At 70.5% G+C, this 25,590-nt stretch carries 23 protein-coding genes; 11 read left to right on the forward strand and 12 right to left on the reverse strand.

Annotation, left to right across the window (positions count from 1 at the left end; translation table 11 throughout):
- Positions 1-49: 49 nt before the first annotated feature.
- The 5 genes from ASG04_RS10360 to ASG04_RS10380 are packed head-to-tail and all read left to right on the forward strand — an operon-like array spanning position 50 to position 7,620.
- Positions 50-1,414: an extracellular solute-binding protein gene (locus ASG04_RS10360; RefSeq protein ID WP_056123402.1), complete on the forward strand. Its 1,365-nt coding sequence runs from the start codon at positions 50-52 to the stop codon at positions 1,412-1,414.
- A complete protein-coding gene (locus ASG04_RS10365; protein ID WP_056123406.1) occupies positions 1,411-2,502 on the forward strand; it encodes a carbohydrate ABC transporter permease in 1,092 nt (363 codons plus the stop codon). Before ASG04_RS10360 ends, ASG04_RS10365 begins: the two co-directional genes overlap by 4 nt.
- The gene (locus ASG04_RS10370) at positions 2,499-3,434 is read left to right on the forward strand and encodes a carbohydrate ABC transporter permease (RefSeq protein ID WP_056123409.1); all 936 of its coding nucleotides are present in this window, start codon (positions 2,499-2,501) and stop codon (positions 3,432-3,434) included. Before ASG04_RS10365 ends, ASG04_RS10370 begins: the two co-directional genes overlap by 4 nt.
- Positions 3,431-6,454 carry a glycoside hydrolase family 2 TIM barrel-domain containing protein gene (locus tag ASG04_RS10375; RefSeq protein ID WP_056123412.1) on the forward strand — a complete coding sequence of 1,008 codons (3,024 nt, stop codon included), beginning with the start codon at positions 3,431-3,433 and terminating at the stop codon, positions 6,452-6,454. The genes ASG04_RS10370 and ASG04_RS10375 overlap by 4 nt, the downstream gene beginning before the upstream one ends.
- A gap of 17 nt (positions 6,455-6,471) precedes the next feature.
- Positions 6,472-7,620 (forward strand): class I SAM-dependent methyltransferase, encoded by a 1,149-nt coding sequence (locus tag ASG04_RS10380; protein WP_056123416.1) that lies wholly within the window; start codon positions 6,472-6,474, stop codon positions 7,618-7,620.
- 123 nt (positions 7,621-7,743) lie between these two features.
- On the opposite strand, the gene ASG04_RS10385 is transcribed toward ASG04_RS10380, so the two are convergent.
- Positions 7,744-8,163, reverse strand: a complete 420-nt coding sequence (locus tag ASG04_RS10385) for a DUF3151 domain-containing protein (RefSeq protein WP_056123419.1) — start codon at positions 8,161-8,163, stop codon at positions 7,744-7,746.
- 279 nt (positions 8,164-8,442) lie between these two features.
- On the opposite strand from ASG04_RS10385, the gene ASG04_RS10390 reads away from it, so the two are divergent.
- Complete coding sequence (locus ASG04_RS10390; RefSeq protein ID WP_056123422.1) at positions 8,443-10,023, forward strand: ABC-F family ATP-binding cassette domain-containing protein; 1,581 nt, start codon at positions 8,443-8,445, stop codon at positions 10,021-10,023.
- Between the two features lie 46 nt (positions 10,024-10,069).
- On the opposite strand, the gene ASG04_RS10395 is transcribed toward ASG04_RS10390, so the two are convergent.
- From ASG04_RS10395 to ASG04_RS10440, 10 genes are all read right to left on the reverse strand, one after another.
- Positions 10,070-10,765 carry an SDR family oxidoreductase gene (locus ASG04_RS10395; RefSeq protein WP_056123426.1) on the reverse strand — a complete coding sequence of 232 codons (696 nt, stop codon included), beginning with the start codon at positions 10,763-10,765 and terminating at the stop codon, positions 10,070-10,072.
- A gap of 50 nt (positions 10,766-10,815) precedes the next feature.
- A complete protein-coding gene (locus tag ASG04_RS10400; RefSeq protein WP_056123429.1) occupies positions 10,816-11,853 on the reverse strand; it encodes a YihY/virulence factor BrkB family protein in 1,038 nt (345 codons plus the stop codon).
- A gap of 2 nt (positions 11,854-11,855) precedes the next feature.
- On the reverse strand, positions 11,856-12,350 hold the full coding sequence (locus tag ASG04_RS10405) for a hypothetical protein (RefSeq protein WP_056123432.1): 495 nt from the start codon (positions 12,348-12,350) through the stop codon (positions 11,856-11,858).
- A 115-nt stretch (positions 12,351-12,465) separates the two neighbouring features.
- Entirely contained in the window at positions 12,466-13,509 is a 1,044-nt protein-coding gene (locus tag ASG04_RS10410) for a Gfo/Idh/MocA family protein (RefSeq protein WP_056123435.1), read from the reverse strand.
- A 200-nt stretch (positions 13,510-13,709) separates the two neighbouring features.
- A complete protein-coding gene (locus ASG04_RS10415; RefSeq protein ID WP_056123436.1) occupies positions 13,710-14,621 on the reverse strand; it encodes a prenyltransferase in 912 nt (303 codons plus the stop codon).
- Positions 14,618-15,037 carry a lycopene cyclase domain-containing protein gene (locus ASG04_RS10420; RefSeq protein WP_056123439.1) on the reverse strand — a complete coding sequence of 140 codons (420 nt, stop codon included), beginning with the start codon at positions 15,035-15,037 and terminating at the stop codon, positions 14,618-14,620. Before ASG04_RS10420 ends, ASG04_RS10415 begins: the two co-directional genes overlap by 4 nt.
- A complete protein-coding gene (locus tag ASG04_RS10425; protein ID WP_056123442.1) occupies positions 15,034-15,369 on the reverse strand; it encodes a lycopene cyclase domain-containing protein in 336 nt (111 codons plus the stop codon). Before ASG04_RS10425 ends, ASG04_RS10420 begins: the two co-directional genes overlap by 4 nt.
- Positions 15,369-17,039 carry a phytoene desaturase family protein gene (crtI, locus tag ASG04_RS10430; protein WP_056123444.1) on the reverse strand — a complete coding sequence of 557 codons (1,671 nt, stop codon included), beginning with the start codon at positions 17,037-17,039 and terminating at the stop codon, positions 15,369-15,371. The genes ASG04_RS10425 and crtI overlap by 1 nt, the downstream gene beginning before the upstream one ends.
- Positions 17,036-17,971: a phytoene/squalene synthase family protein gene (locus tag ASG04_RS10435; protein ID WP_056123447.1), complete on the reverse strand. Its 936-nt coding sequence runs from the start codon at positions 17,969-17,971 to the stop codon at positions 17,036-17,038. The genes crtI and ASG04_RS10435 overlap by 4 nt, the downstream gene beginning before the upstream one ends.
- Positions 17,968-19,026: a polyprenyl synthetase family protein gene (locus tag ASG04_RS10440; protein ID WP_056123450.1), complete on the reverse strand. Its 1,059-nt coding sequence runs from the start codon at positions 19,024-19,026 to the stop codon at positions 17,968-17,970. The genes ASG04_RS10435 and ASG04_RS10440 overlap by 4 nt, the downstream gene beginning before the upstream one ends.
- Before the next feature lie 21 nt (positions 19,027-19,047).
- On the opposite strand from ASG04_RS10440, the gene idi reads away from it, so the two are divergent.
- Positions 19,048-19,581, forward strand: a complete 534-nt coding sequence (gene idi, locus ASG04_RS10445) for an isopentenyl-diphosphate Delta-isomerase (protein WP_056123452.1) — start codon at positions 19,048-19,050, stop codon at positions 19,579-19,581.
- A 52-nt stretch (positions 19,582-19,633) separates the two neighbouring features.
- Here the strand turns inward: idi and ASG04_RS10450 are convergent, their stop codons facing one another.
- On the reverse strand, positions 19,634-19,843 hold the full coding sequence (locus ASG04_RS10450; protein WP_056123455.1) for a hypothetical protein: 210 nt from the start codon (positions 19,841-19,843) through the stop codon (positions 19,634-19,636).
- A 206-nt stretch (positions 19,844-20,049) separates the two neighbouring features.
- On the opposite strand from ASG04_RS10450, the gene ASG04_RS10455 reads away from it, so the two are divergent.
- The 4 genes from ASG04_RS10455 (at position 20,050) to ASG04_RS10470 (ending at position 25,486) form a co-directional block, all read left to right on the forward strand.
- Positions 20,050-21,072: a LacI family DNA-binding transcriptional regulator gene (locus ASG04_RS10455; RefSeq protein ID WP_056123457.1), complete on the forward strand. Its 1,023-nt coding sequence runs from the start codon at positions 20,050-20,052 to the stop codon at positions 21,070-21,072.
- A 436-nt stretch (positions 21,073-21,508) separates the two neighbouring features.
- Positions 21,509-23,032 (forward strand): multiple monosaccharide ABC transporter ATP-binding protein, encoded by a 1,524-nt coding sequence (mmsA, locus tag ASG04_RS10460; protein ID WP_056124022.1) that lies wholly within the window; start codon positions 21,509-21,511, stop codon positions 23,030-23,032.
- On the forward strand, positions 23,029-24,321 hold the full coding sequence (mmsB, locus tag ASG04_RS10465; RefSeq protein WP_056123459.1) for a multiple monosaccharide ABC transporter permease: 1,293 nt from the start codon (positions 23,029-23,031) through the stop codon (positions 24,319-24,321). Before mmsA ends, mmsB begins: the two co-directional genes overlap by 4 nt.
- A gap of 61 nt (positions 24,322-24,382) precedes the next feature.
- Positions 24,383-25,486, forward strand: a complete 1,104-nt coding sequence (locus ASG04_RS10470) for a sugar-binding protein (protein WP_056123462.1) — start codon at positions 24,383-24,385, stop codon at positions 25,484-25,486.
- Positions 25,487-25,590: the final 104 nt, after the last annotated feature.

Raw genomic sequence — 25,590 nt, forward strand, 5'->3', positions numbered from 1 at the left:
TGCCAGGCTGGGCGGGCAACCCGCTCGCCGACGAACCGAGGTGCAGGCAATGACGCCCACGAACCCACGAGGACCCCTGACGAGACGACAGCTGTTCGGCTTCGGGATCGGCGCTGCGGCGACCGGTCTGCTGGCCGGCTGTGCGGTCCCGGGGTCGACCAACGTCAACAAGGCCGCGCTCGTGCCGGCCGCAGCGGGCGGCGAGACCGTCACGCTGACCTACTGGGCCTGGCTCAAGGACCTGCAGAAGGTCTGCGACGTCTGGAACGCGAAGAACCCGAGGATCCAGGTGCAGGCCAACTGGATCCCCGGCGGCAACTCCGGCGGGTACCAGAAGATGTACTCCGCGCTCGCGGCTGGCGGCGGTCCCGACATCGGGCAGGTCGAACTCCGGCAGATCCCCGAGTTCATGCTGGCCAACGGCCTGGTCGACCTGGCCCGCTACGGCGCGAAGGACTTCCAGTCGAAGTACGACGAGGCCGCCTGGGCCCAGGTCGAGTTCGTCGACGGCGTCTACGGCATCCCGCAGGACACCGGCCCCATGGGGTTCTACTACCAGACCGCGATCCTCGAGCAGGCCGGCGGCGAACCGCCGTCGACGTGGGACGAGTGGAAGGTGCTGTCCGACAAGGTCCGGAAGACGGGCAAGCAGAACTACCTCGAGGTGTTCCCGGTCGCCGACGCCTCGCCCTTCGCCGCCTACGCCCAGCAGGCCGGCGCCCGGTGGTTCAAGGTCGACGGTGACGAGTGGGTCGTGGACATGACCGACGACGCCACGCTGAAGGTCGCCGACTTCTTCGACGGCTGCATCGACGACGACCTGGTCGACACCAGCGCCGGCGCCTACTCCCCCGGCTGGTACGCCGCGTGCGCCAGCGGCCGGATCGCCGCGGTGACGAGCGCGAGCTGGGGCGACGCCCTGATCGAGTCGATCCAGGGCGGCAAGGGCAAGTGGAAGGTCGCCCCCATGCAGAAGTGGGACGCGTCCGGCTTCGGCTCGAGCGCGATCGGCGGCTCGAGCGCCGCGGTCCTGGCGAACGCGAAGCACCCGAAGGAAGCCCTCGAGTTCATCACCTGGATGACCACCTCGAAGGACGGCATCGACGCGATGATCAAGTACTGCGGCATCGGCTGGTCCCCCGCGACGGACTACATCGGTGCCCAGCGCGAGAAGCCCTCCGCGTGGTTCTCCGGCCAGAACTACAACGAGGACGTCTTCGTCCCCGCGGCCAAGGAGCAGAACGTCGACTGGTCGTGGTCGCCCGTGACGCAGTCGGCGTTCACGTCGCTGCAGAACCAGTTCCGCCGCAAGATCACCGGCAACCTCAAGCTCTCGGACGCCGTCGAGCTGGCCCAGGCCGAGATCGTCCAGTCCTTCAAGGACAAGGGCCTCAGCGTCAGGACGGCACGATGACCCAGGACACGGCGACCAAGCCGACCTTCCGCACCGGCACCAAGGCCACGCGCGCGCAGCAGCGTGCACCGTGGGTGCTGCTCGCGCCGTTCCTGGCGCTCTTCGTGCTGACGTTCATCATCCCGATCATCAGCGCCCTGTTCCAGAGCTTCACCACCGTCGACCGCAAGGGCCTGTTCGGCGAGGACGGCGTGACGGGCCGGTTCGCCGGGTTCGACAACTACGTCACCGCGCTCAACGACTCGGGCTTCGTCGCCTCGATCGGCCGCATGCTGCTGTTCGGCATCGTCCAGGTGCCGGTGATGATCATCGCGTGCACCATCCTGGCGCTGCTGCTCGAGTCGGCGAGCGCCCGCTGGCCGGGCTTCTTCCGGGCGATCTACTTCATGCCGTACGGGGTCCCGGGCGTCATCGCGACGATCCTCTGGTCGTTCCTGTACGTGCCCGGGCTGTCCCCGATCGTGTCGCTGCTGCAGTCGATGGGGCTGCAGCCGGACTTCCTCGGCGCCAACAGCGTGCTGTGGTCGATCGCGAACATCGTCACGTGGACGTACACCGGCTACAACATGCTCATCATCGTGGCGCAGCTGAAGTCGATCCCCGGCGAGGTCTACGAGGCCGCCAAGATGGACGGCGCCGGCCCGTTCCAGGTCGCGTGGCGCATCCAGATCCCGCTGATCGCACCCGCGCTGGTGCTGACGACGGTGTTCTCGATCATCGGCACCCTGCAGCTCTTCGCCGAGCCACAGATCCTGTCGACGGTCGCCCCGGCGATCGACACCGAGTACACGCCGAACTACGCCGCGTACACGAACGCGTTCGCGTTCAACGAGTACGGCGTCGCGAGTGCACAGGCGGTCATCATCGCCCTGGCCGCCTTCATCCTGTCGTTCGCGTTCCTGGCGCTGACGAACCGGGCACCGAAGAACGAGCGCGACCAGCGCAAGCGGGCCAGGCGGGACGGCCAGGAGGCCCGGCGCGCGCTCCAGACGCGCGCATCCGCCGTCCGTCCGGTCACCAACCAAGCCGACCAGGGCCTCCCGGCCAGGTCCGGTCAGCAGCACGGAACGCAGGGGGCGGAAGCATGACCAGTGAAGCGATCCAGGCGCCAGCGACCGCGCAGAGCGCGCCGCCCGTCGACACCACGTCGATCTCGTCGCACCAGCGCCGCCGACTCGACCGCTCCGGCAAGTCGCAGATCGTGGTGACGGGGATCCTGGTCATCGTCGCGATCTACTTCCTGGTGCCGCTGTACTGGGTGGTCATCGCCGCCACGAAGACGACCGGCGCGCTGTTCGCGACGAACGGCTTCTGGTTCGGTGGCGACTTCGCCCTGTTCAGCAACCTCCAGCAGGTGTTCACGTACGACGGCGGGATCTTCGTCCGCTGGATCGCGAACAGCATCCTGTACTCGGGCGTCGGCGCGGTCCTGGCGACGTACTTCGCCGCCGCCGGCGGGTACGCCCTGGCCAAGTACGAGTTCCGCGGACGACAGCTGGTGTTCGGGACGATCCTCGGCGGCGTGCTCGTGCCGGGTACCGCGACGGCGTTGCCGCTGTTCCTGCTGTTCTCGACGATGGGCCTGACCGACACCTACTGGAGCGTGCTCATCCCGAGCCTGGTCTCGCCGTTCGGCCTGTTCCTGTGCCGGGTGTACGCCGCGGCTTCGGTCGACACGGCGCTCATGGAGTCCGCTCGACTCGACGGTGCCAGTGAGCTGCGGATCTTCCACACCATCGTGCTGCGGCAGCTGACCCCGGCGCTGGTGACGGTGTTCCTGTTCCAGGTCGTCGGCATCTGGAACAACTTCTTCCTGCCGCTGATCATGCTGGCGGACCAGAAGCTGTACCCGATCACACTGGGACTCAACAACTGGCGGGCCCAGGTCGACCGACTGCCGGAGTTCTACCAGCTCACCACCGGCGGGGTGCTCGTCTCGGTCATCCCGCTCGTCATCGCCATCATCGTCCTGCAGCGCTTCTGGCGCGGGGGCCTCACGGAAGGATCGGTCAAGGGTTGACCAACGCCGCCATCGACGACCTGCACGCCACCACGCCGGGTTCGGCGTCCCGACTGGCACCCCGTGCCTGGTTGCACACGGACGCTCCCGCCCTGTCACTGAACGGGGAGTGGGACTTCCGCTGGTCGCCGGTGGCGGACGTCCCGCTGCCGGGTGCCGACGACGCCTGGGGCACGATCCCGGTGCCGGCGCACTGGGTGCTCCACGGCCACGGCTCGCCGAGCTACACGAACCTGCAGTACCCGTTCCCGATCGACCCGCCACACCCGCCGGAGGAGAACCCGACCGGCGACTACCGGCGCACGTTCGCGGTCCCGACGACGTTCGACGCCGCCGGCCGGGTGCTGCTGCGCTTCGACGGGGTCGAGTCGCACTTCCGGGTGTGGCTGAACGACACGCTGGTCGGGTGGAGCACCGGGTCGCGCCTGGCGACCGAGTTCGACGTGACCGAGCTGCTGCGGCCCGGGACGAACGAGCTCCGCGTCCGGGTGCACCAGTGGTCGGCGGCCTCGTACCTCGAGGACCAGGACCAGTGGTGGCTCCCCGGCATCTTCCGCGACGTCACGCTGCTCGCACGCCCCACGGCGCCGATCGACGACGTCTTCGTGCGCGCCGGCTGGACCGCCACGCTCGGTGACGCCGCCTCGGCGGGCACCGCGGCCTCGGGTCGTCCGTCCACCGGGACCGGCACGATCTCGTTCCCCACGCTCGACGCGGTGTTCCCGGTGCGGTTCTCCGTGCCGGACCTGGGCGTCGACGTGACCTGGGCGTCGCCCGACGACGTGCAGCCGATCGCGGTCGAGGGCGTCGACCCGTGGAGCGCCGAGCTGCCGCGGCTGTACGACGCGACGCTGTCCTCGGGCACCGACGCGGGCGGCACCGCAGGCGGGGAGACCGTCACCCTGCGGCTCGGGTTCCGCAGCGTCCGCATCGAGGGCGACCGGTTCCTGGTCAACGGCGAGCGCGTCGTGTTCCACGGTGTGAACCGCCACGAGACCCACCCGGAGCGCGGTCGCGTGTTCGACGAGGCCCATGCCCGTGCGGACATGGCGCTGATGAAGCGCAACAACGTCAACGCGATCCGGACCTCGCACTACCCGCCGCACCCACGCGTGCTGGACCTGGCGGACGAGCTCGGCTTCTGGGTCATCCTGGAGTGCGACCTCGAGACCCACGGGTTCCTGTTCGTCGGGTGGCAGGGCAACCCCTCCGACGACCCCGCGTGGGAGGACGCCTACCTCGACCGCATCGCGCGCACCGTCGAGCGGGACAAGAACCACGCGTCCATCGTGATGTGGTCCCTCGGCAACGAGTCCGGCACCGGGCGCAACCTGGCCGCGATGTCGAACTGGGTGCACCGCCGCGACGACGAGCGTCCCGTCCACTACGAGGGCGACTACACGGGCGAGTACACCGACGTTTACTCGCGGATGTACCCGACGCTGCAGGAGACCGAGTCGATCGGCGGCGGCACCGCGACCCCGCTGCTCGGGTGCGGTCCGGCCGAGGCGGCCCGGCAGCGCTCGAAGCCGTTCATCCACTGCGAGTACGTGCACGCGATGGGCAACGGCCCCGGACAGATCGCCGAGTACGAGGCCCTGGTGGACCGGTACCCGCGCCTGCACGGCGGCTTCGTGTGGGAGTGGCGCGACCACGGCCTGCTCACGCACACGCCCGACGGCACGCCGTTCTACGGGTACGGCGGCGACTTCCACGAGGTCGTCCACGACGGCAACTTCGTGATGGACGGCCTGGTGCTGCCCGACGACACGCCGACGCCGGGGCTGGCGGAGTTCGCGGCCGTCGTGGCACCGGTCCGGATGTCGCTCGGCACGACGACGGTCCTGGTCGAGAACCGCTTCCACTCGGCGTCAACCGCCGGGCTGCGGTTCCGGTGGACGCTGTCGCGCAACGGCGTGGTCGAGCACGAGGGACGGCTCGCACCCGGCGTCGTCGCCGCGCGGGAGTCGGTCACCGTGCCGGTCCCGACCGAGGTGCTCGAGGCCGCAGCCGGGCCGATCGCACCCGGGGAGGAGCTCTGGCTCGACATCGTCGCGGAGCTCGCCGGGCCGACGGCCTGGGCGGACACCGGCCACGTCGTCGCGCGCGCCCAGACGCTCGTCGCGTCGCGCGTGGCGGAGGCCCCACGGGCCTCCCGGCAGGGCTGGGACGGCGACCGCCTGGGCGACGCGACGTTCACCGAGCGCGGCGACCTGTCCAGCTGGAAGGGACAGGAGGTGGCGGGCCCCCGTCTGGAGCTCTGGCGCGCACCGACCGACAACGACCGGCTCGCGTCCCAGGGCGGCTACGAGACCGCCGACCCGGTGCTGACGCACGGCGTCGGCGACCCGTCCGCGCCGGCATCCGCGACGAAGTGGCTCGCGCACGGGCTCGACCGGTTGACGCACCGTCTGGTGCACGTCGAACGGTCCGAGCACGGGCTGGTGCAGCGCGTCCGAGTCGCGGCGGCGAACAGCGGTGCCGGTGTGGACGTGACGCACCGGTGGACGCTGACCGACGACGGGCTGCTGCTCGACACCACGGCCGTCCCGTTCGGCGAGTGGGGCATCACCTGGCCGCGGATCGGTGTCCGCATCGACCTGCCGGCGTCCCTGGTGGACGAGTCGGCGGAGTGGTTCGGGACGGGGCCGCTCGAGTCGTACGCGGACTCGTCGCACGCGGCGCACGTCGGCGTCTTCGGATCACCGGTGTCGCTGCTGACGGCGAACTACTCGCGACCGCAGGAGTCCGGGCACCGACCGGACCTCCGCACGCTGCGGGTCGGTCCGTTCACGGTGTCGTCCGTCGGCGCGCGGCGGACCGGGTTCACGCTGACTCCGTGGACCGCGCAGCAGGTCGCCCGGGCCGGCCACCCGTACGAGCTGCCGACGCCGGACGCCACCTACCTGTACCTCGACGCCGCGCAGCACGGCCTGGGCTCGCGCGCGTGCGGTCTGGACGTGCTGCCGGAGCACCAGCTCTGGCCGGCGTCGACGGCGTGGACGGTGCTCCTGGGCTGACTGGGTAGGTTGGGCGGATGCCCACGTTCGACTTCGCCGCGGTGTTCCGGCGCGACCCCGATGCCGACGAGCCCGACCTCGTCACCATCGACGGCACCGACCGGTTCCTGCTGGACGAGGCGCCGCACGTGCACGGTGACGCGCTCCGGCAGCCGGGCGAGGTCGCGGTCGTCGACGACCGCAACGGCGTCCTGACCCTGGGGCTGCTCACCGTGCACGGCGCCGCCGACGTCCGGGTCGTACAGGACTCCCTGACCGCCGAACGTGCCCTCGAAGCGAACGCGGGCACGTTCGGGCGGCGCGGGTTCCACCACCCGGACTCGCTGCAGGACGCCTTCCGCGACGTCCGGCTCGTGCTGCTCCGGCTGTCCAAGTCCCTCGACCGACTCGACGAGGTGGCGCGGGCCGTCGCCCGCTTCGCTGCCCCGGACGTGGTGCTGCTGTGCGGCGGGCAGACGAAGCACATGACGCTGTCCCAGAACGACGTCCTCCGGCGGTCCTTCGGCGACGTCGTCGCGACCCGTGGGCGCGGGAAGTCCCGGCTGCTCGTCGCGCAGGACCCGCTGCAGGCCGCCGCGAACCGGGCGGCGCTGACCTCGCCGTGGCCGAAGCACGTGCACGTCGACGAGCTCGGGCTCACGCTCGTCGCGCACGGCGGGGTGTTCGCCGGGGCGTCGCTCGACCTCGGCACGCGGGTGTTGCTCGACGTGGTGGACCAGGCCGTGCCGACCGCCCGCGTGGCCGTCGACATGGGCTGCGGGAACGGGGTGGTCGCCACGGTCCTCGCCCGTCGCCGTCCGGCACTCAAGGTGGTCGCGACGGACGTGTCCGCCATCGCGGTCGCCTCGACCAGGGCCACCGCACTCGTGAACGGCGTCGACGACCGGGTCCGCGTCCTGCGGACCGACGCGGGCGACGAGCTCGACGCCGGGTCAGCGCAGCTGGTCGTGTGCAACCCGCCGTTCCACACCGACAGCGCGGTGTCCACCGACGCGGCCGAGGCGATGTTCCGGAACGCGGCGACGATCCTCCAGACCGGCGGCGAGCTGTGGTGCGTCTGGAACTCGCACCTGCGCTACCGACCGGTGCTCGAGCGGATCGTCGGCGAGACCCGGCAGGTCACACGGACCCCGAAGTACACCGTGACGGCGTCCCGCGCCCGCTGAGCGCGACGCGCGCGCTGCGGTGCGGATCGGATCCGCATAGCGGGACCCGTTCGCACCGCGGATTCCGGCGGTGCGAACGGGTCCCGGTTGTGCGAAACCCGCTCGCGCCGCGCCGCGCCGCCGCTACGCCTGCAGCGCGGGGATGACGGTCGGGTCCGCACCGTTCAGGAAGTCCGTCAGGCGCTCGGGCTCGCCCGGTTCGTCGATCGCGACCGCGGCCCGGCGCAGCGCGAACAGGGAGCGCAGCACCCCGCGGTTCGGCTCGTGCGACCACGGCACCGGTCCGGCTCCCCGCCAGCCGGCGCCCCGCAGCGCGTCCAGACCACGGTGGTACCCGACCCGGGCGTAGGCGTAGGACTCGAGCGTCGCGCCGCGGTCCCAGGCCTCGTCGGCCAGGAGCGCCCACGCCAGGCTCGACGACGGGTGCGCCACGACGACGCTCGCGACCGGGGCGTCAGCGGCCAGGGCGGCGTCGACCTCGGGGTCGGCGGGCAGCAGGGTCTCCGGGTTGGCGGACGGGGTCGGCAGCAGGTTCTCGGGCATGACTCCACCCTGTCATGGTCGAGTGCTTGCGTCGCCACCCGACCGCGGCCTACGGTGGATCCACTCCGTCGTGACCGCGGAGCAGCGGGGTGGGAGACCGACCGCCGGCTCGGGTCACGGACACGGGGGGACCCCGACGGAAGAAGACGGATTGCTGTCGATCACCGGTTCTGCTCAGCCCTCGCGCTGACACCGTGATCGCGCGCCCCGTCGGGCGCTCCACCGCACCGCGGTGGGTCGGTGTCGTGCGCCCAGCATCGACACCGGGGAGACACCTCCATGCCCACCAGCCCATCCGTCGTCCTGCACGACCTCAGCTTCACCTGGCCCGACGGCGCCGTCGCGCTCGACCACCTCACCACCGCCTTCGGCTCCGGCCGGACCGGACTGGTCGGGAGGAACGGGGCCGGCAAGTCCACGCTCGTCCGGCTGGTCACCGGTCGGCTCCAGCCCACGACGGGCACCGTCACGACGTCGGGTCCCGTCGACCTGCTCCCCCAGCGGCTCGACACCCGTCCCGACGACACGGTCGCCGACCTGCTCGGCGTCGGCCCGCAGCTGCGCGCCCTGCACGCGATCCTGGGTGGGGACGCCGACCCGGCGCACTTCGACGCCCTCGGCGACGCGTGGGACGTCGAGGAGCGCGCAGCCCTGGCCATCGCCGACCTGGGCATCGGCAGCGACCTGGGCCGGCCGGTCGCCACGCTGTCCGGGGGGCAGGCCGTGCTCGTCGCGGTCGCCGGGATCCGTCTGCGCGGACTGCCGATCGCGTTCCTCGACGAACCGACGAACAACCTCGACAGGCGTGCACGCGCGATGCTGCTCGACGTGGTCGACGCGTGGCGCGGGACGCTGGTCGTCGTCAGCCACGACCGCGAGCTGCTCGAGCACGTCGACGAGGTGGCGGAGCTGCGCGCCGGCGCGATGACGGTGTTCGGGGGCACGTTCTCGGCCTTCGAGGAGCACCTGGCCGTGCAGCAGGCGGCCGTCGAACGCGAGGTGCGGGTCGCCGCCCAGCGCCACCGGGCCGAGAAACGGCAGCGCATCGAAGCCGAAACGACCATCGCCCGCCGTGCGAAGGCGGGCGAGAAGGCCGGGCGGTCGATGCCCGCGATGTTCCGGAACGAGATGCGCAAGCGCGCCGAGGAGACGGCGGGGCGACTCCGGACGGGTCATGCCGACGACGAGGCCACCGCGCTGGCGACCAAGCGCGAGGCCGAACTCCGGCTGCGGGACGACGAGTCGATCCACGTCGAGCTGCCCGACCCGCGGGTGCCGGCGTCACGGCGGATCGCGACGATCACGGTGCGCGGCCGGCAGAGCATCGTGCAGGGGCCCGAGCGGATCGCCGTCGGCGGGGACAACGGTGTCGGCAAGACGACCCTGCTCGAGCAGCTGGTCGGGGACCCCGGCGCGCGGGAGCACCCGCTGCCGGACACCGGAGCCGTCGCCCACGTCGAGCACATCGCCTACCTGCCGCAGCGGAAGGACTCCCTCGACGACGACGCCACCGTGCTCGAGAACGTCCGGCGCCGGGCACCCGACGTGTCGACCGGCGAGCTGCGGAACCGCCTCGCGCGGTTCCTGGTGCGTGGGGACACCGTCGACCGCCCCGCGGGTGCGCTGTCCGGCGGGGAGCGCTTCCGTGTCGCCCTGGCCGGGCTGGTGCTGGCGGACCCGCCACCGCAGCTGCTGGTCCTCGACGAGCCCACGAACGACCTCGACCTGACGAGCGTCGACCAGCTGGTGGACGCGCTCGGGGCCTACCGCGGCGCGCTGGTCGTCGTCAGTCACGACGACACGTTCCTGGAGCGCCTCGGGCTCGACGAGCGGATCGAGCTGGGCACGCGGGCCGGGTAGCGGTGCCGCGTGGGTCCGGGTTCGGCCGACGGTCGGCGCGCCGGTGTCAGCGCCGACGGGTGGGGCGGATCGAGAGCGTCTCGATCGTGCCCCGCTCGTCCAGGTCGACGACCGTGCGGACGGCGTCGGCGACGTCCTCGGGCGCCAGGTAGTAGGCGGTGTCGTAGTCCTCGCCGAGCTTCTCGACGAGCTGGCGCTGCATGTCCGAGTCCGTCCGCCCCGGGTGCACGCTCGACACCCGCACGCCGTTCGCGCGCTCTTCCTCGCGCAGGGCGTCGGTGAGGGCGCGCAGCGCGAACTTCGACGCGCCGTACACGCCGCCCCCGGGGCCGCTCACGAAACCGGACCCGGAGTTGATGGTGACGACGATCCCCCGCGCCGCGCGCAGGGCCGGCAGCGCCAGCCGGGTGAGCTCGGCGACGGCGAAGACGTTCGTGGCGAACACGGCCTCCCACGTGGCTCGCGGGGTGTCGGCGATCCGGGTGCCCTGCTCGACCCCGGCGGAGTGCACGAGCACGTCGAGGCGGTCCGGCAGCGGCGGGACCTCGCCCGCGCCGAGGTCCCCGACGAACGGCGAGGCATCGGGCAGCGCGGCCACGACCGCAGCGACGGCGTCGGCCGATCGTCCACCGACGAGCACGTGGTGGGTGCGGCCGAGATCGGCCGCGATCGCGCGGCCGATGCCGCGGGTGGCTCCGGTCACCAGGGCGACCGGACGGACAGGAGGCGGTGCTTGCGTCACGCAGGCCAGCCTACGGAAGCTGCTCCGGGCCTCCTGTCCGGACCCGTCGGTCAGTCCTTCTCGCGGCCCGCGGTCTGCCGGATCCTGATGGCCTCGAGCACGTCCTGCGCGTGCTTCTCGTCCTGCTTGTCGATCTGCCGGGTGTCGCGCTCGGGCAGCTGGATGTCCTCCTCCGCGCGGATGCCGGCCTGCAGCTGGCGTCCACGCTCGAGCTCGGCGTCGAACTCGGCGCCGAAGAGCAGCGCGTTGTTCGTGATCCAGATCCACAGCAGGAACACGATCACGCCACCGAGCGAGCCGTACGTGGCGTTGTAGTTCGAGAAGTTGCCGACGTAGAACCCGAAGCCGGCGCTGGCGATGATCCAGATCAGCAGCGCCAGGATCGAGCCGCCGCTGACCCACTTGAACTTGGGCTGCTTGACGTTGGGTGCCCAGTAGTACAGCACCGCGATGACGACGATGCCGATCACCAACAGGATTGGCCACTGCACGATCGACAGGACGGTGGCGGCAGCCTGACCGAGCCCGATCAGGTCGCCGACACTGCGGGCGAGCGGACCGCTGACCAGTGCGAGCAGCCCCAGCACGAGCATGACGACGGTGAACACCGTCACGCCGAGCATCGTCGGGCGCAGCTTCCAGATCGGACGGCCCTCGCGGACGTTGTAGATGCGGTTCATCGCCCGGCCGAAGGCACCGACGTAGCCCGACGCCGACCAGATCGCGCCGACGATGCCGACGATGAACGTGATCGGTGCCGCGGGCGAGCGGACCAGTCCTTCGACGGGCTTGCGGATCAGGTCCACGACCTGGTTCGACCCGATGTTGCCGACGATCTGCAACAGGGTGTCGATCGTCTTCTGCGGGTCGGACACCAGACCGAGGATCGACACGATCGCCAGCAGGCCGGGGAACAGCGCCAGCACCGTGTAGTAGGTCAGGCTCGCCGCCAGGTCGGTGCACTGGTCGCCGGAGAACTCGCGCAGGGTCTTGCCGAGCGTGTACTTCAGGGTCGGCTTGGTCAGGTCGGTCGGGCTGTCAGGCTTGCGGGAGTCGTCCGCTGCCGGCTTGCCGTGGTCGTCGGCCATGGTCAGTTCGCCTTCGCGCGCTTGGCCGCCTGCTTGCGGTACTTCGTCGCCTGCTTCGTGACCGGGGCCAGGCGCTTCCGCTGCTTCTTCCGCAGCTGGTACCCGGGGTCCTGCTCGAGCTGGACCTGGCGCGCCTTCCGCCCCGCCTTGCGGGCCTTGCGCCCCTTCCGGCCGGGCGCCGACTCGTCGCCACCGCGTGCACCGAACGGCAGGAGGGCCGTGAACGCGGACGACGCCGGCGGGGTGGCCAGGTGTCCGGCGGGAGTCCGGCCGATGCGGGTGCCGATGACGACCGACGCCACGCCGGCAGCCGCGATCATGCCGAGCGCCACGAGCGGGGTCGGGTCGCGGTGCCACTGCTGTCGGGTCTTCGCGACCGCCAGCCGGGTGCGCGCGGGCAGGTCGACCTTGTGCCGGATGCGCTCGACCGTGTCGGTCATGCGTTCCCGGGTGCGGACGTTCGCGAGCTCGAGCTCGGGGAGACTGTCGTGCGCCATACCTCGTTCGTACACGGTCGTGGTCGCGGAGTCTCCCGACAGGCCGCGTGACGCGGCATGTGGCGGACAGGAGGCCCGGTGCCGGTCGGCACCGGGCCTGCTGTCCGTCGGCCGGTCAGGACGGGACGACGACGTCCTCGGGCAGGCCGGACGCGGCGGAGCGGGTGGCGGCCTCCATCAGGGCCAGGCTGCGCAGGTTGTCGCGCCCGCTGGTCTCCGGAGCGGGACCGCCCTCGATCGACCGTGCGAACGCCTGCAGCTGGCCCTGCCGGTCGTGGTGCTCGGCGGTCGGCAGCTCGACCGACGTCGCGGTCGTGTCGCCCGGGCGTCGCACGGTCACGACGTCGCCGCTGACGTCGCCCGGCTCGCCCGCACGGCTGGTGAACTGCAGCTCGCCGTCCTCGCCCTGGATGCTCCACTCGCCCGCCCACGCCGTGTGCTCGGCGCGGCTCAGCCAGCTGCCGCGGTAGCTCACGACGAGGCCGTCCTGCATCTCGATGAGCATCGACGCGACCGCTTCGTCCTGGTACTTGCTGAACGACGGGTAGGTCGCCTTGGCGAAGACCCGCACGGCTTCCTGCCCGGTGACCATGCGGAGCAGGTCGACGTGGTGGATCGCCATGTCGTTGAACATCGCGTGCGGGAACCGGTAGTGCGGGTGGTCGGCGAAGGGCCGGTCGTTGTCCCACTGGCGGAAGTCGACGTTGATCGCCGAGAGCTCGCCCACAGCGTCCGTGCGCAGCAGGTCGCGGACCACCTGCGGCGCCGGGTAGAACCGGTAGTTCTGGCTGACCTGCAGCACGAGCCCGCGTTCCTCGGCACGGTGGACCGCTGCGGCGGCTTCGTCGGCGGTGTTGGCGAACGGCTTCTCGACCAGGACGTGCTTGCCGGCGTCGAGCGCTTCGAGCGCGAGTGGCACGTGGGTGACGGCCGGCGCGGTGACGACCACGGCGTCGGCGTCGACCGCGGCGAGCGCTGCGGTGAGCGAGGGGAACGCCGCCGACTCCGGCAGCCCGAGGTCCGTCCGCACCGCCTGCAGCGTGTCGGCACTCGGGTCGACGATCCCGACCACCTGGACTTCCGACACGGCGGGGATGGCTTCGCGGGCCCAGCTGCCGCCCCACCCTCCGAGACCGACGTGGATGATGCGGACCGTCATGCGGGCACTCCTTCGTGATCGACGTGACACCGACCTCGGCGTCACGTCCATCCTGTCAGGGACCGGCGACACGTTGGTCCGTCCCGTCCCGTCCCCGTCCCGTCCCCGTCGAGGGAGCAGAAATCGTCGGGTGCGGGAGTGCTGCCCGACGATTTCTGCTCCCTCGATGCGAGCGCGAGCGCGCGCGGCGCGCGGCGGCGTCAGTGGGTGAACGCGTAGACGATGAGCGCCATCGTGACGATGAAGCCCGCCAGGTAGTTGATCCACAGGAAGCGCTTCCAGCCCGCGTTCGCGGACTCGGCCGCGTCGTCGGTGACGTTCCACCACGGCAGCACGTTGAGCGCGTACGGGATCACCACGACGGCGGCGATCGGCCCGGGGAAGGCCGAGAACAGCAGCGCGACCCCCGCGACGACGTACGCGACGAAGGCCAGACGGACGGTCGCCCGCGCGCCGATCACGGTCGCGACGGAGCCGATGCCGCCGGCCCGGTCAGCGAGCACGTCCTGCACCGCACCGAACGCGTGCGAGGCGACACCCCACAGGAAGAACGCGATGCACACCGCCACGAGCTGCCCGGTCCACTGCGGTCCGGCGAGCGCGAGGCCGTAGATCGCCGGCGACACGAAGTGGGTCGACGACGTCAGCGAGTCCAGGAACGGCTTCTCCTTGAAGCGCAGCCCGGGAGCGGAGTAGGCGATGACGGCGAACACGCTGATCGCCAGCACGAACCACGACCAGGGACCGCCCAGCAGGACGAGCGCGACCAGGAACGGCACGTTCGTCACGACGACGGCCCACAGCGTGGTGCGGTGCACGCTCTTGTCGAGCAGGGCGCCCTCGACCCCGCCCTTGCGCGGGTTGCGCAGGTCGGACTCGTAGTCGAAGACGTCGTTGATCCCGTACATCGCCAGGTTGTAGGGCACGAGGAAGTACACGACGCCGATCAGCAGCGCGGCGAGCGAGAAGCCACCGCCGCCGTCGACCCCGACGCCGCTGCCGAGCAGGTAGGCGGCGGCGAACGGGTAGGCGGTGTTCACCCAGCTGATCGGCCGGGACGACACGAACAGCGCGCGCGTGGTGGACTGCCGGGAGGCAGGGGTCGCCGTCATCGCGGGTCCTCCGGTTCGGGGTGTGGCTGGGTGTCGGGCACGGCGCCGGTCACGGGGACGCGGTCGCGCCCGCCGGTGCGGTCGAACAGCACCCAGAGCGCGGGCAGCAGGAAGGCGGCGGCGATCGCGTACGCCAGGTCCTCGATCGGGAAGGCGCCGATGCGCACCCCGCTGATCCGCGCCGGGTCGTAGGCGACGATGCCGAGCGTCACGATCACGTTGTTGAAGACGACGGTCATCACGAGCAGGGCGACCCCGGCCACGATCCCGCTGACCATCGCGATCCGGCGCCCGCTGACTGCTCGCCCGCGAGAGCCGGCACGTCGTGACGCGATGATCCCCGCGGCGACGGCGGCCAGGACGGCCACGACGATGAACGGCACCGCGAGCAGCGCGTACGTCCCGGTGCCGGTCACGAGTCGCTCCCCCGGGCCAGTGCGCGCGCCACCAGGGGCCGCACGAACCCGGTCAGGTTCATCGTCGTGTAGCAGAGCAGGAGCAGGAAGAAGAGCTCCTCGAGCGGCACGTCCGGCGCGAGCAGCACGCCGGTGAGCAGTCGTGTTGGGCCGATGAAGAAGATGCCCAGCGCGATCCCGACGACGTCCCAGAGCATGAAGAACGCCACCCCGACGACCATCACGGCCGTGGCGCGCCACGGCGCCCGCCAGAAGAACAGCCGGAAGCGGGCGTCGAGCACGACCATGCCCGTCAGCGAGACGAGCAGTCCGAGCAGGTAGAGACCGGGCATCACCCAGCGGCCGTCGCGGGCGCCGGGGTGCGAGGCGCCCGCCCGGCGGGTCGCGGTGGGACGCCGTCGGCCGGCGTCAGGGGCGTCGGCAGCGGCTCGGTCGAGGTGTCACCGTGGATGCGCTTGAGCAGCACCTCGGCGGAGATCAGGCACATCGGCAGCCCGATGCCCGGGATCGTCGAGGAGCCCGCGTAGTACAGCCCGGTGACCTTGGCCGAGGCGTTGCCCTCGCGGAAGAACGCGCTCTGCTTCAGGGTGTGCGCCGGGCCGAGCATCGACCCGCTCCAGGCGTTGTAGTCGTCGGCGAAGTCCCGCGGCCCGATGGTCCGGCGAACCCGGATCCGGTCGCGCAGGTCGGGCACACCGGAGCGCTCGGCGACGACGTCGATGGCGCGGTCGGCGATCCGCTCGACCTCGTCGTCACCGGCGCCGTCGATGCCGCCCTTGCCGATGCCGACGTCGGCGGGCAGCGGCACGAGGATGAACAGGTTGCTCGTGCCGGCCGGGGCGACGGTCGGGTCGGTCTCCGACGGCGCGCAGACGTAGATCGAGGCGGGGTCCGGCACATGGCGATCGGCGCCGAACACCGCGCCGAAGTTCGCCTTCCAGTCCGCGGTGAACATCAGCGTGTGGTGCAGGAGGCCCGGCACGGGACCGTCGACCCCGAGGTAGACGAGCACGGCCGAGGGACCCGGGTCGCGCTTCGCCCAGTGCGACTCGTCGTGGGTGCGGTGCTCGCGGTCGAGCAGCTGCATCTCGGTGTGCCGCAGGTCGGCCGCGCTGACGACGACGTCCGCCGGCGTCACGTGCTGCTCGCCGTCGTCGTCGCGGTGCACGACCCCGGTGACGTGGCCGTCGGTCACCGCGATGCGCTCGACCTGGGCGCCGGTGACGATTTGCGCACCCTCGGCACGGGCGACCCGTTCGACGGCGGAGATGACCTCGGTGATGCCGCCCTTCGGGTAGAGCACGCCGTCGGCCAGGTCGAGGTGGCTCATCAGGTGGTACATGCTCGGCGCCGCGTACGGGCTGGTGCCGAGGAACACCGCCGGGTAGCCGAGGACCTGCCAGAGCCGACGGTCCCGCACGGCGGTCGCGGCGAACGACGACAGCGGCTGCAGCAGCAGGCGGGCGAGCTTGCCCATGCGCAGCAGCACGTCGGGCGCGGCGAGCTTCCGGAGGTCCTGGAACGTGCCGTACAGGAAGCGACGCACAGCCATGTCGTACGTGTCGGCCGCCGAGTCGAGGTACTTCGCCATCCGCGCGCCGGCCCCGGGTTCGATCGACTCGAACAGCGCGAGGTTGTCCTCGCGCGACGCCCGCAGGTCGATCGGCTCGTCGTGGCCCTCGCTGTAGACGCGGTAGCCCGGGTCGAGCTTCACCAGGTCGAGCTGCTCGTCGGCGCTGGTGCCGAGCAGCTGGAAGAAGTGGTCGAATACCTCGGGCATGAGGTACCAGGACGGCCCGGTGTCGAACCGGAAGCCGTCCCGCTCCCACGACCCGGCACGGCCGCCGAGCTGGGTGCGCTGTTCGAGCACGGTGACGGCGAAACCGTCCCGCGCCAGCAGCGCTGCGGAGGCGAGTCCGCTGATGCCACCGCCGATCACGACGGCGCGGCGGACGGGCACCTTGCGCGTGGACTTCTGACTGGAGGCTCGTGGCGGGGTCATCGGGAGCCTCCAGGGCGGGTGGTGGTGCGGATTCGTGAACGGAGCGGTGCGCGTCCGGCGAGCACCTGCGCGGCGAGCCGCGCCTTCACCGGGTTCGGGACGCGCACGCGCGTGGTGATCAGCCGGTCCGCCGGGGTGGCGGCGATCCGGTCGTTGAGCTCTTGGAACAGCGCGTGCGCGAGACCGACCGCGTTGCGGGCGTCCTTCGGCAGCAGGGGGACGGTGCGCGCGGCGGTGTCGAGGTCGGCCTGCACGTCGGCGACGAGCCGGCGCTTGGTGGTCTCGTCGAAGGTGCGGACGTCGACGCCGGGGAAGTACGAGCGTCCGAGCACCTCGAAGTCGGCGTGCAGGTCGCGCAGGAAGTTGACCTTCTGGAAGGCGGCTCCGAGCGCCCGAGCGCCGTCGACGAGCACGGTGGCGTCGAACGTCGGGGTGCCCGCGCGGTACACGAACGCACGCAGGCACATCAGCCCGACGACCTCGGCCGAGCCGTACACGTAGGTGTCGAACGAGGCGTCGTCGTGCTCGGTCTGCTCGAGGTCCATCCGCATCGACGCGAAGAACGGCGCCGTGAGCTCGGCACCGAACCCCGTCGTGCGCGCGGTGCGGGCGAAGGCGTGCACGACGGGGTTCACCGAGAACCCGTGCGCGATCGCCCGCTCGGTGTCCTGCTCGAGTTCGTCGAGGACGGTGCGCGCGAGGGCCGGGTCGAGCCCGGCCTCGGTCGCGGGGCCGTCGACGACCTCGTCAGCCACGCGGACCAGGGCGTAGACGTTCTTGATGTGCTCGCGGGTGTCCTTCGTGAGCAACCGGCTGGCGAGCCCGAAGGACGTGGAGTACCGGTCGATGACGACGGAGGACGCCGCCTCGGCCGTGGCGTCGTAGAGCGGGAGCCGCGCGGCGTGCGTGCTCCCGGTGTGGTCGGTGCTCACCGGACGCGCTCCACCAGCTCGGACACGAGGGCCTCGAGCCGGACGGCCAGGTCGTACGGCAGCGCAGCGAGTTCGGCACGGGCCAGCGCGGTGTGCTCGCGGACGCGGGCCAGCGCGGCGTCGTGGGCGCCGCAGTGCACGAGCAGGCGGCGCATCTCGGCCGCGCGCTCCTCGGTCAGGTCCGGGTCGCCGAGGTACGGCGCCAGCTCGGCCCAGCACTCCGTGGTCGCCGCGTAGGCGATGAGCATGGTGCGCTTGCCCTCGCGCAGGTCGCCGATGGCGGTCTTGCCGGTCGCGGCCTCGTCGCCGAAGACCCCGAGCAGGTCGTCGACCACCTGGTAGGCGATGCCGATCTCGCGGCCGAAGGCCCCCAGCGCGGCCACCACCGTCTCCGGGGCGCCGGCGAGCACCGCGCCGGACTGCAGCGGCGCCTCGAAGGAGTACACGCTGGTCTTCGCGCGCTCCATCGCGAGCACCTCGTCCACCGTGGGCATCACGCCGTGGGTCAGGTCGACGTCGGCCATCTCGCCCGCGGCGCTCGCGAACACGGCGTCGTCGAACAGGTCGAGCAGCCGCGCACGATGGTCAGCGTCGGCACCGCTGGCCTCGATGAAGCGCGGCGCACCCGCGAGCGCGAGGTCGCCGGCGATCACGGCGGCGCTCATGCCGCGGTGCTCGGCGGTCGGCAGCGGCAGTCCGCCGGTCGTGCCGTTGTCGCGGAAGGACCCGGCGACGTTCGGCTGCCCGCGGCGGGACCAGTCGCGGTCGATCACGTCGTCGTGCACCACGAGGGCGGTGTGCAGGAGTTCGTACGCTGCCCCGACGTTGGCGGCCGCGTGCACGTCGGTCCCGCCGAGCCCGGCGTAGGCCGTCAGCACCATGCGGGGGCGGAAGCGCTTGCCGCCCATGCTGGCCTTGCGCAGCACGCGCCAGAGTTCCTCGGAGGGGCGTCCGAACGCCTGGGCACGGGCCGACGACACGGTGAAGAAGCGCTCCAGGCAGTCGTCGACCAGGGCGAGGTCGATGTGCGCCACGGTGGCCGCTTCGTCCGTCATTGGCCTAATCTATCGAACTAGATGAACCACTTCCCTGAAACCGTCGTGCTGCTCGCCGAGGACCGTACCCCGATCGGCACTGCGGACAAGTTCGCGGTGCACACCGACCACACGCCGCTGCACCTGGCGTTCAGCTGCCACGTGACGAACAGCGACGGGGATCTGCTGGTCACACGCCGGGCGCTGACGAAGAAGGCGTGGCCGGGCGTGTGGACGAACTCGTTCTGTGGACACCCCGGTCCGGACGAGTCGTTCGAGGACGCGATCGCCCGGCGCGCCGCCCGCGAGCTCGGCATCACCGTCCGTGACGTACAGCCCGTGCTGCCCGACTTCCGGTACCGCGCGGTCGACGCCTCGGGCATCGTCGAGAACGAGGTCTGCCCGGTGTTCCGCGCCGTGACCGACGACGTGCCGGCACCAGCCGCCGACGAGGTCTCCGAGTACGAGTGGCTCTCCGAGGACGCCCTGCGCAGTGCCGTGTCGGCGGCGCCGTTCGCGTTCAGCCCCTGGCTCGGCTGGCAGCTCGAGCAGCTCCCGGTCAGCGCGCTCGACTGAGTCCGGTCAGCGCACTCGACTGAGTCCGGTCAGCGCACTCGACTGACCCGGGTCAGCGCCGGCGTGTCCGCAGGAGCAGCCCGACCACGCTCGTGACCACGAAGACGACGAGCGCCACCGGGACCACGACGATCCAGCACGCCAGCAGCAGCACGCCGCGCACGACGTGTCGGGAGCGCAGGTGGCGGCCGGCCAGGACCAGCAGCATGGTGGTGCCGAGCAGCCCTGCTGCGTCGGCGTTCCTCGAGATGACGTTGCCCATGCCCCGATGGTCCCGGTCGACGGCGGGTCGGTGCGTCGGCCGACGGAGCCGCCCGGGTGGTACCCCGGTACCGGTTCGCGCTCCCCGGCGCAACGGCTCGGTCGACGCTCAGGTGGCGCCCGGCCCGCGGACGTGCATAATGATCTGGCTCGGGATGTGAACGTGCACATGGGCGTGCCACGGCCCCGAGCGGGAAACGAGAACCCATGTCGTCGACGCGGACACAGCAGCCGCGGTCGCCCAGCATCCGCGATGTCGCGCGGGTCGCCGGGGTGTCGCACCAGACGGTCTCCCGCGTGCTCAACAACTCGGACGCCATCCGCGCCGAGACACGCGACAAGGTCCTGGCCGCGATGGAGCAGCTGCAGTACCGACCCAACCGCGCGGCACGGGCGCTGGTCACCAGCCGGACCCGGACGATCGGCGTCCTGACGGCGCAGCGCTCGCACTACGGACCCGCGGTGACGATGCAGGCGATCGAGGACGCGGCCGTCGGTCGCGGCTACTCGATCACCACCGCGAACATCGCCGAACCGACCGACACCGCGGTGCGCGACGGCCTCGGGCACCTGCTCGACCAGGACGTCGAGGGCATCATCGTCATCGCCCCGCAGCAGCGGGTGTTCGACCTGATCGAGGAGCTCGGCGTCCGCACGCCGTACGTCACGCTGCGCTCGAGCATCAACGAGGACCCGACCGCGCTCTGGGTGGACCAGATGGAGGGCGCTCGTCTGGCGACCGCGCACCTGCTCGACCTCGGGCACGAGTACGTCCGGCACATCGCGGGCCCGCAGGACTGGATCGAGGCGGACGCCCGCATGCAGGGGTTCCTGCGCGAGATGTCCGACCGCGACAAGCCCGTGCAACCGCCGATCCTGGGCGACTGGTCGGCGGACTTCGGCTACCACGCGGGCCGGGAGCTCCTGCGGTACCGCGACTGCACCGCGGTGTTCTGCTCGAACGACGCGATGGCGCTCGGGGTGGTGCACGCGGCTCGGTCGTACGGCCTCGACGTGCCGGGCGACCTGTCGGTGGTCGGCTACGACGACATCCCCGAGGCCAAGCACTTCTGGCCGCCGCTCACCACCGTGCAGGTCGACTTCGCCGACCTGGGTCGGCGGTGCGTCGACCTGCTGCTGCCCGACGAGGACGACCGCCTCCGCCCGATCGAGATCGTCCCCCAGCTGGTCGTCCGCGCGTCGACCAGCGCCCCGCGTCACCGCAGCTGAGGCGGACGTCCGGTTGTCCACGGAACGCGGGTGGACGGCGGACGGGAGGAGCGGTGCGGGCTGGCACCGGGCCTCCCGTCCGATCCGTGCCAGGCCGGGCCACGGCCCCACACCGGGGGACAACGGATGTCCGCAGCCGCGCGGACGCGGCGTCCGTTACCGAAACGCGACCAATCCGAATTGACAGCGGCGCCGAGGCCATGCGTAGTATTACCTCCGTTCCAGCCGATGTGACCGTTCACATCACGGCGAGCCAGCGGAACGACCGGACCCGACAACGTAGTCCGCACAGCGCCTGTGCCCCTTCGTTGCCGCAGCGGGACCAGACGAAGAACTGCCGCATCGCTGCGGCAGAAGGAGATGCACTGTGGCGTCAACCCCGATCGACACCGGACTCCAGACCCGGTCGATCACCGCACCCGAGACCATCCTCGAGATGCGGTCGATCACCAAGGAGTTCCCGGGTGTCAAGGCACTGTCCGAGGTGTCGCTCAACGTCCGTGCCGGCGAGATCCACGCGATCTGCGGCGAGAACGGCGCCGGCAAGTCGACCCTGATGAAGGTCCTGTCGGGCGTCTACCCGTACGGCACCTACGACGGCGAGATCGTCTTCGAGGGCGAGGAAGTCCGCTTCGCCAACATCAAGCAGTCCGAGCAGGCCGGCATCGTCATCATCCACCAGGAGCTGGCGCTGATCCCGGAGCTCTCGATCACCGAGAACCTGTTCCTCGGGAACGAGCCGGGCCGCTTCGGCACGATCGACTGGACCGCCGCGCAGCTGCGTGCGCAGGACCTGCTCGCCCGCGTCGGCCTGCGTGACGACCCGGACACGCAGATCAAGAACATCGGCGTCGGCAAGCAGCAGCTCGTGGAGATCGCGAAGGCGCTGCACAAGGACGTCAAGCTGCTCATCCTCGACGAGCCCACCGCGGCCCTGAACGAGAACGACTCCCAGCACCTGCTCGACCTGATCGTCGGGCTGAAGGCCAAGGGCATCTCGAGCATCATCATCAGCCACAAGCTCAACGAGATCGAGCAGATCGCGGACGAGATCACGATCATCCGCGACGGCAAGACCATCGAGACGCTCAACGTCAAGGCGGACGGCGTCAACGAGGACCGGATCATCCGCGGCATGGTCGGTCGATCGCTCGAGTCCCGGTTCCCGGACCGCACCCCGAAGATCGGCGAGACGTTCTTCGAGGTCCGCGACTGGACCGTGCAGCACCCGCTCGACTCCTCGCGCCTGGTCTGCAAGGGCTCCAACTTCCACGTGAAGCGCGGCGAGATCGTCGGGTTCGCCGGTCTGATGGGTGCCGGACGCACCGAGCTGGCGATGAGCCTGTTCGGCCACTCCTACGGCACGTTCCTCGGCGGTCAGGTCATCAAGGACGGCCAGGAGATCAAGCTCAACAACGTGCAGCAGGCCATCGACGCCGGCATCGGGTACGTCTCCGAGGACCGCAAGGCGCTCGGCCTGAACCTGCTCGACACCGTGAAGCGCTCCACCGTCGCGGCCGACCTCAAGAAGATCTCCAAGGGCGGCGTCGTCGACTCGCTCGAGGAGTACTCGGTCGCCGAGAAGTACCGCAAGATGCTCCGCACGAAGGTGCCCTCGGTCGAGGACAACGTCGGCAAGCTCTCCGGCGGGAACCAGCAGAAGGTCGTCCTGTCGAAGTGGATGTTCACCGACCCGGACCTGCTGATCCTCGACGAGCCCACCCGCGGCATCGACGTGGGCGCCAAGTTCGAGATCTACGGCATCATCCAGCAGCTCGCGGCCGAGGGGAAGGGCATCATCCTGATCTCCTCCGAGCTCCCCGAACTGCTCGGGCTCTCCGACCGGATCTACACCATCTTCGAGGGTCAGATCACCGCTGACCTGCCGGCCGACCAGGCCGATCCCGAATCGCTCATGCGCAGCATGACCTCCGCGCGGAAGGGCGCCACCGTCTCATGAACAACCTGAAACTGCTGTTCGGCAAGGGCAACAGCATCGGCCAGTACGGCATGATCATCGCCCTCATCGTGCTCTTGATCTTCTTCTCGATCACCACCCAGGGGCTCATCCTGCAGCCCACCAACGTGATCAACCTGTTCCTGCAGTACTCGTACATCCTGATCCTGGCGCTCGGCATGGTCATGGTGATCATCGCCGGCCACATCGACCTGTCCGTGGGTTCGGTGGCGGCGGTCGTCGGCATCATCGTGGCGCAGTCCATCGCGGTGTGGCACTTCCCGGTCTGGACCGCGGTCATCCTCGGCCTGGCCGTCGGTGCCCTCATCGGTGCCTGGCAGGGCTTCTGGGTCGCCTTCGTCCGCGTCCCGGCGTTCATCGTGACGCTGGCCGGCCAGCTGATCTTCCGCGGTGTCAACCAGATCATCGGCAACTCGACGTCCGTGCCCGTGCCGAACAGCTTCACCCCGATCGGCGCCGGCTTCCTCGGCGACTTCGGACCGGACTTCGGCTACTCGAACGGCACCCTGCTCATCGGCCTGGTGACGATCGCCGCGCTGATCATCATCGAGGCCCGGGGCCGTGCACGTCGCCGCAAGATGCAGGCCGAGGTCCCGCCGCTGTGGGTCTCCGTCGTCCGCACCGGCATCCTGGTCGCCGTGACGCTCGTCGCGACGTACCTGTTCGGTGCCGGCCCGGTCGGCACCTCGGTCCCGATCGTCGCGATCATCCTCGGCGTCCTGACGATCATCTACGGCTTCGTCACGAAGAACACGATCTTCGGTCGCCAGGTCTACGCGGTCGGTGGCAACTCCAGCGCCGCCGTCCTGTCCGGTGTCTCGGCCAAGAAGGTCAACTTCTTCGTCATGATGAACATGTCCGTCCTGGCCGCCGTCGCCGGCATGGTGTTCGTCGCCTACTCCGGCGCCTCTGGTCCGGCTGACGGCACCGGCTGGGAGCTCGACGCGATCGCCGCCGTGTTCGTCGGTGGTGCCGCGGTTGCCGGTGGTGTCGGCACGATCTCCGGCTCGATCATCGGTGGTCTCGTGATGGCCCTGCTGTCGAACGGCCTGCAGCTGATGGGCCTCGAGTCCAACAAGGTGCAGATCATCCGCGGTCTGGTCCTGCTCGTCGCCGTCGCCTTCGACGTCTACTCGAAGTCGCAGGGACGCCCGTCGCTGATCGGCGGCATGATGCGGCAGTTCCAGCGGAAGGACACCGAGCAGAACACGGTGGCCGCGCAGCAGCCCCGCTCGATCGAGGACCAGCCCGAGAAGGTTACCCTCCCCTAGTTCCCCCATCCCCACAGCGGGGCTCCGGCCCCACCCTCCTCAACGAAGAGAAAGCAATCACATGCGCAAGAAGATCGTCGCCGGCCTCAGCCTGGCGCTCATCGCGGGCCTCGCCCTCAGCGGCTGCTCGTCGCGTGGCTCGGACTCCGGCAGCGGTTCCGACGCGACCATCAAGAAGGGCGACCTGATCGGTGTCGCACTGCCGGCGAAGACCTCGCAGAACTGGGTCCTCGCAGGTGCCGCGTTCAAGAAGTCGATCGAAGCCGCCGGTTTCAAGGCCGACATCCAGTACGCCAACGCCGGCAGCCCCGTCCCGGACCAGCAGTCGCAGATCTCGGGCATGATCACCAAGGGCGCGAAGGCCGTCATCATCGGTGCGGCCGACGGTTCGCAGCTCACCTCGCAGGTCAAGTCGGCGAAGTCCTCGGGCGCCGTCGTCATCGCCTGGGACCGCAACATCCTGAACACCAAGAACGTCGACTACTACGTCGCGTTCAACAACTACAAGGTCGGCCAGCTGCAGGCCCAGGCGCTGCTCAAGGGCCTGAAGGAGAAGAAGGGCGACGGACCGTACAACGTCGAGCTCTTCGCCGGGTCGGCTGACGACGCCAACGCCACCGTGTTCTTCAACGGTGCCATGAACGTCCTGCAGCCGAAGATCGACGACGGCACCATCAAGGTCGTCTCGGGCCAGACCACCTTCCAGAAGGTGCAGACCAAGGGCTGGCTCGCGCAGAACGCCCAGTCGCGCATGACCGACCTGATCTCGCAGTACTACTCGGGTGACACCAAGCTCGACGGCGTCCTGTCGCCGAACGACACCCTGGCCCGTGCGATCCTCACCGCGACCAAGGCCGCCGGCAAGGACAACCCCGTCGTGACCGGGCAGGACTCGGAGACCGCTTCGATCCCGCTCATCATGCAGGGCACGCAGTACTCGACGATCTACAAGAACACCACGGAAGAGGCCCAGGCGGCCGTCGACCTGGTCTCGACCCTGGCCAAGGGCGACAAGCCCGACACCAAGATCGACAAGACGAACAACTACAACGGCGTGAAGACGGTGCCGGCCATCGAGCTGACCCCGATCCTCGTCACGAAGGACAACGCGGTCGAGGCCTACAAGGGCAACTCGACCCTCGAGGACCTCGCCAAGCAGGGCTGATCCTCGGTACCACCCGACAGGGCCTCGTCCGCACCGCGGACGGGGCCCTGTCCTCGTTCCAACGGGGAACGGACCGGACGGGAGGCACGGTGCGGGCCCGCACC

Origin of the sequence: Curtobacterium sp. Leaf183, from assembly GCF_001424385.1 — a bacterium.
GTDB lineage: Bacteria > Actinomycetota > Actinomycetes > Actinomycetales > Microbacteriaceae > Curtobacterium.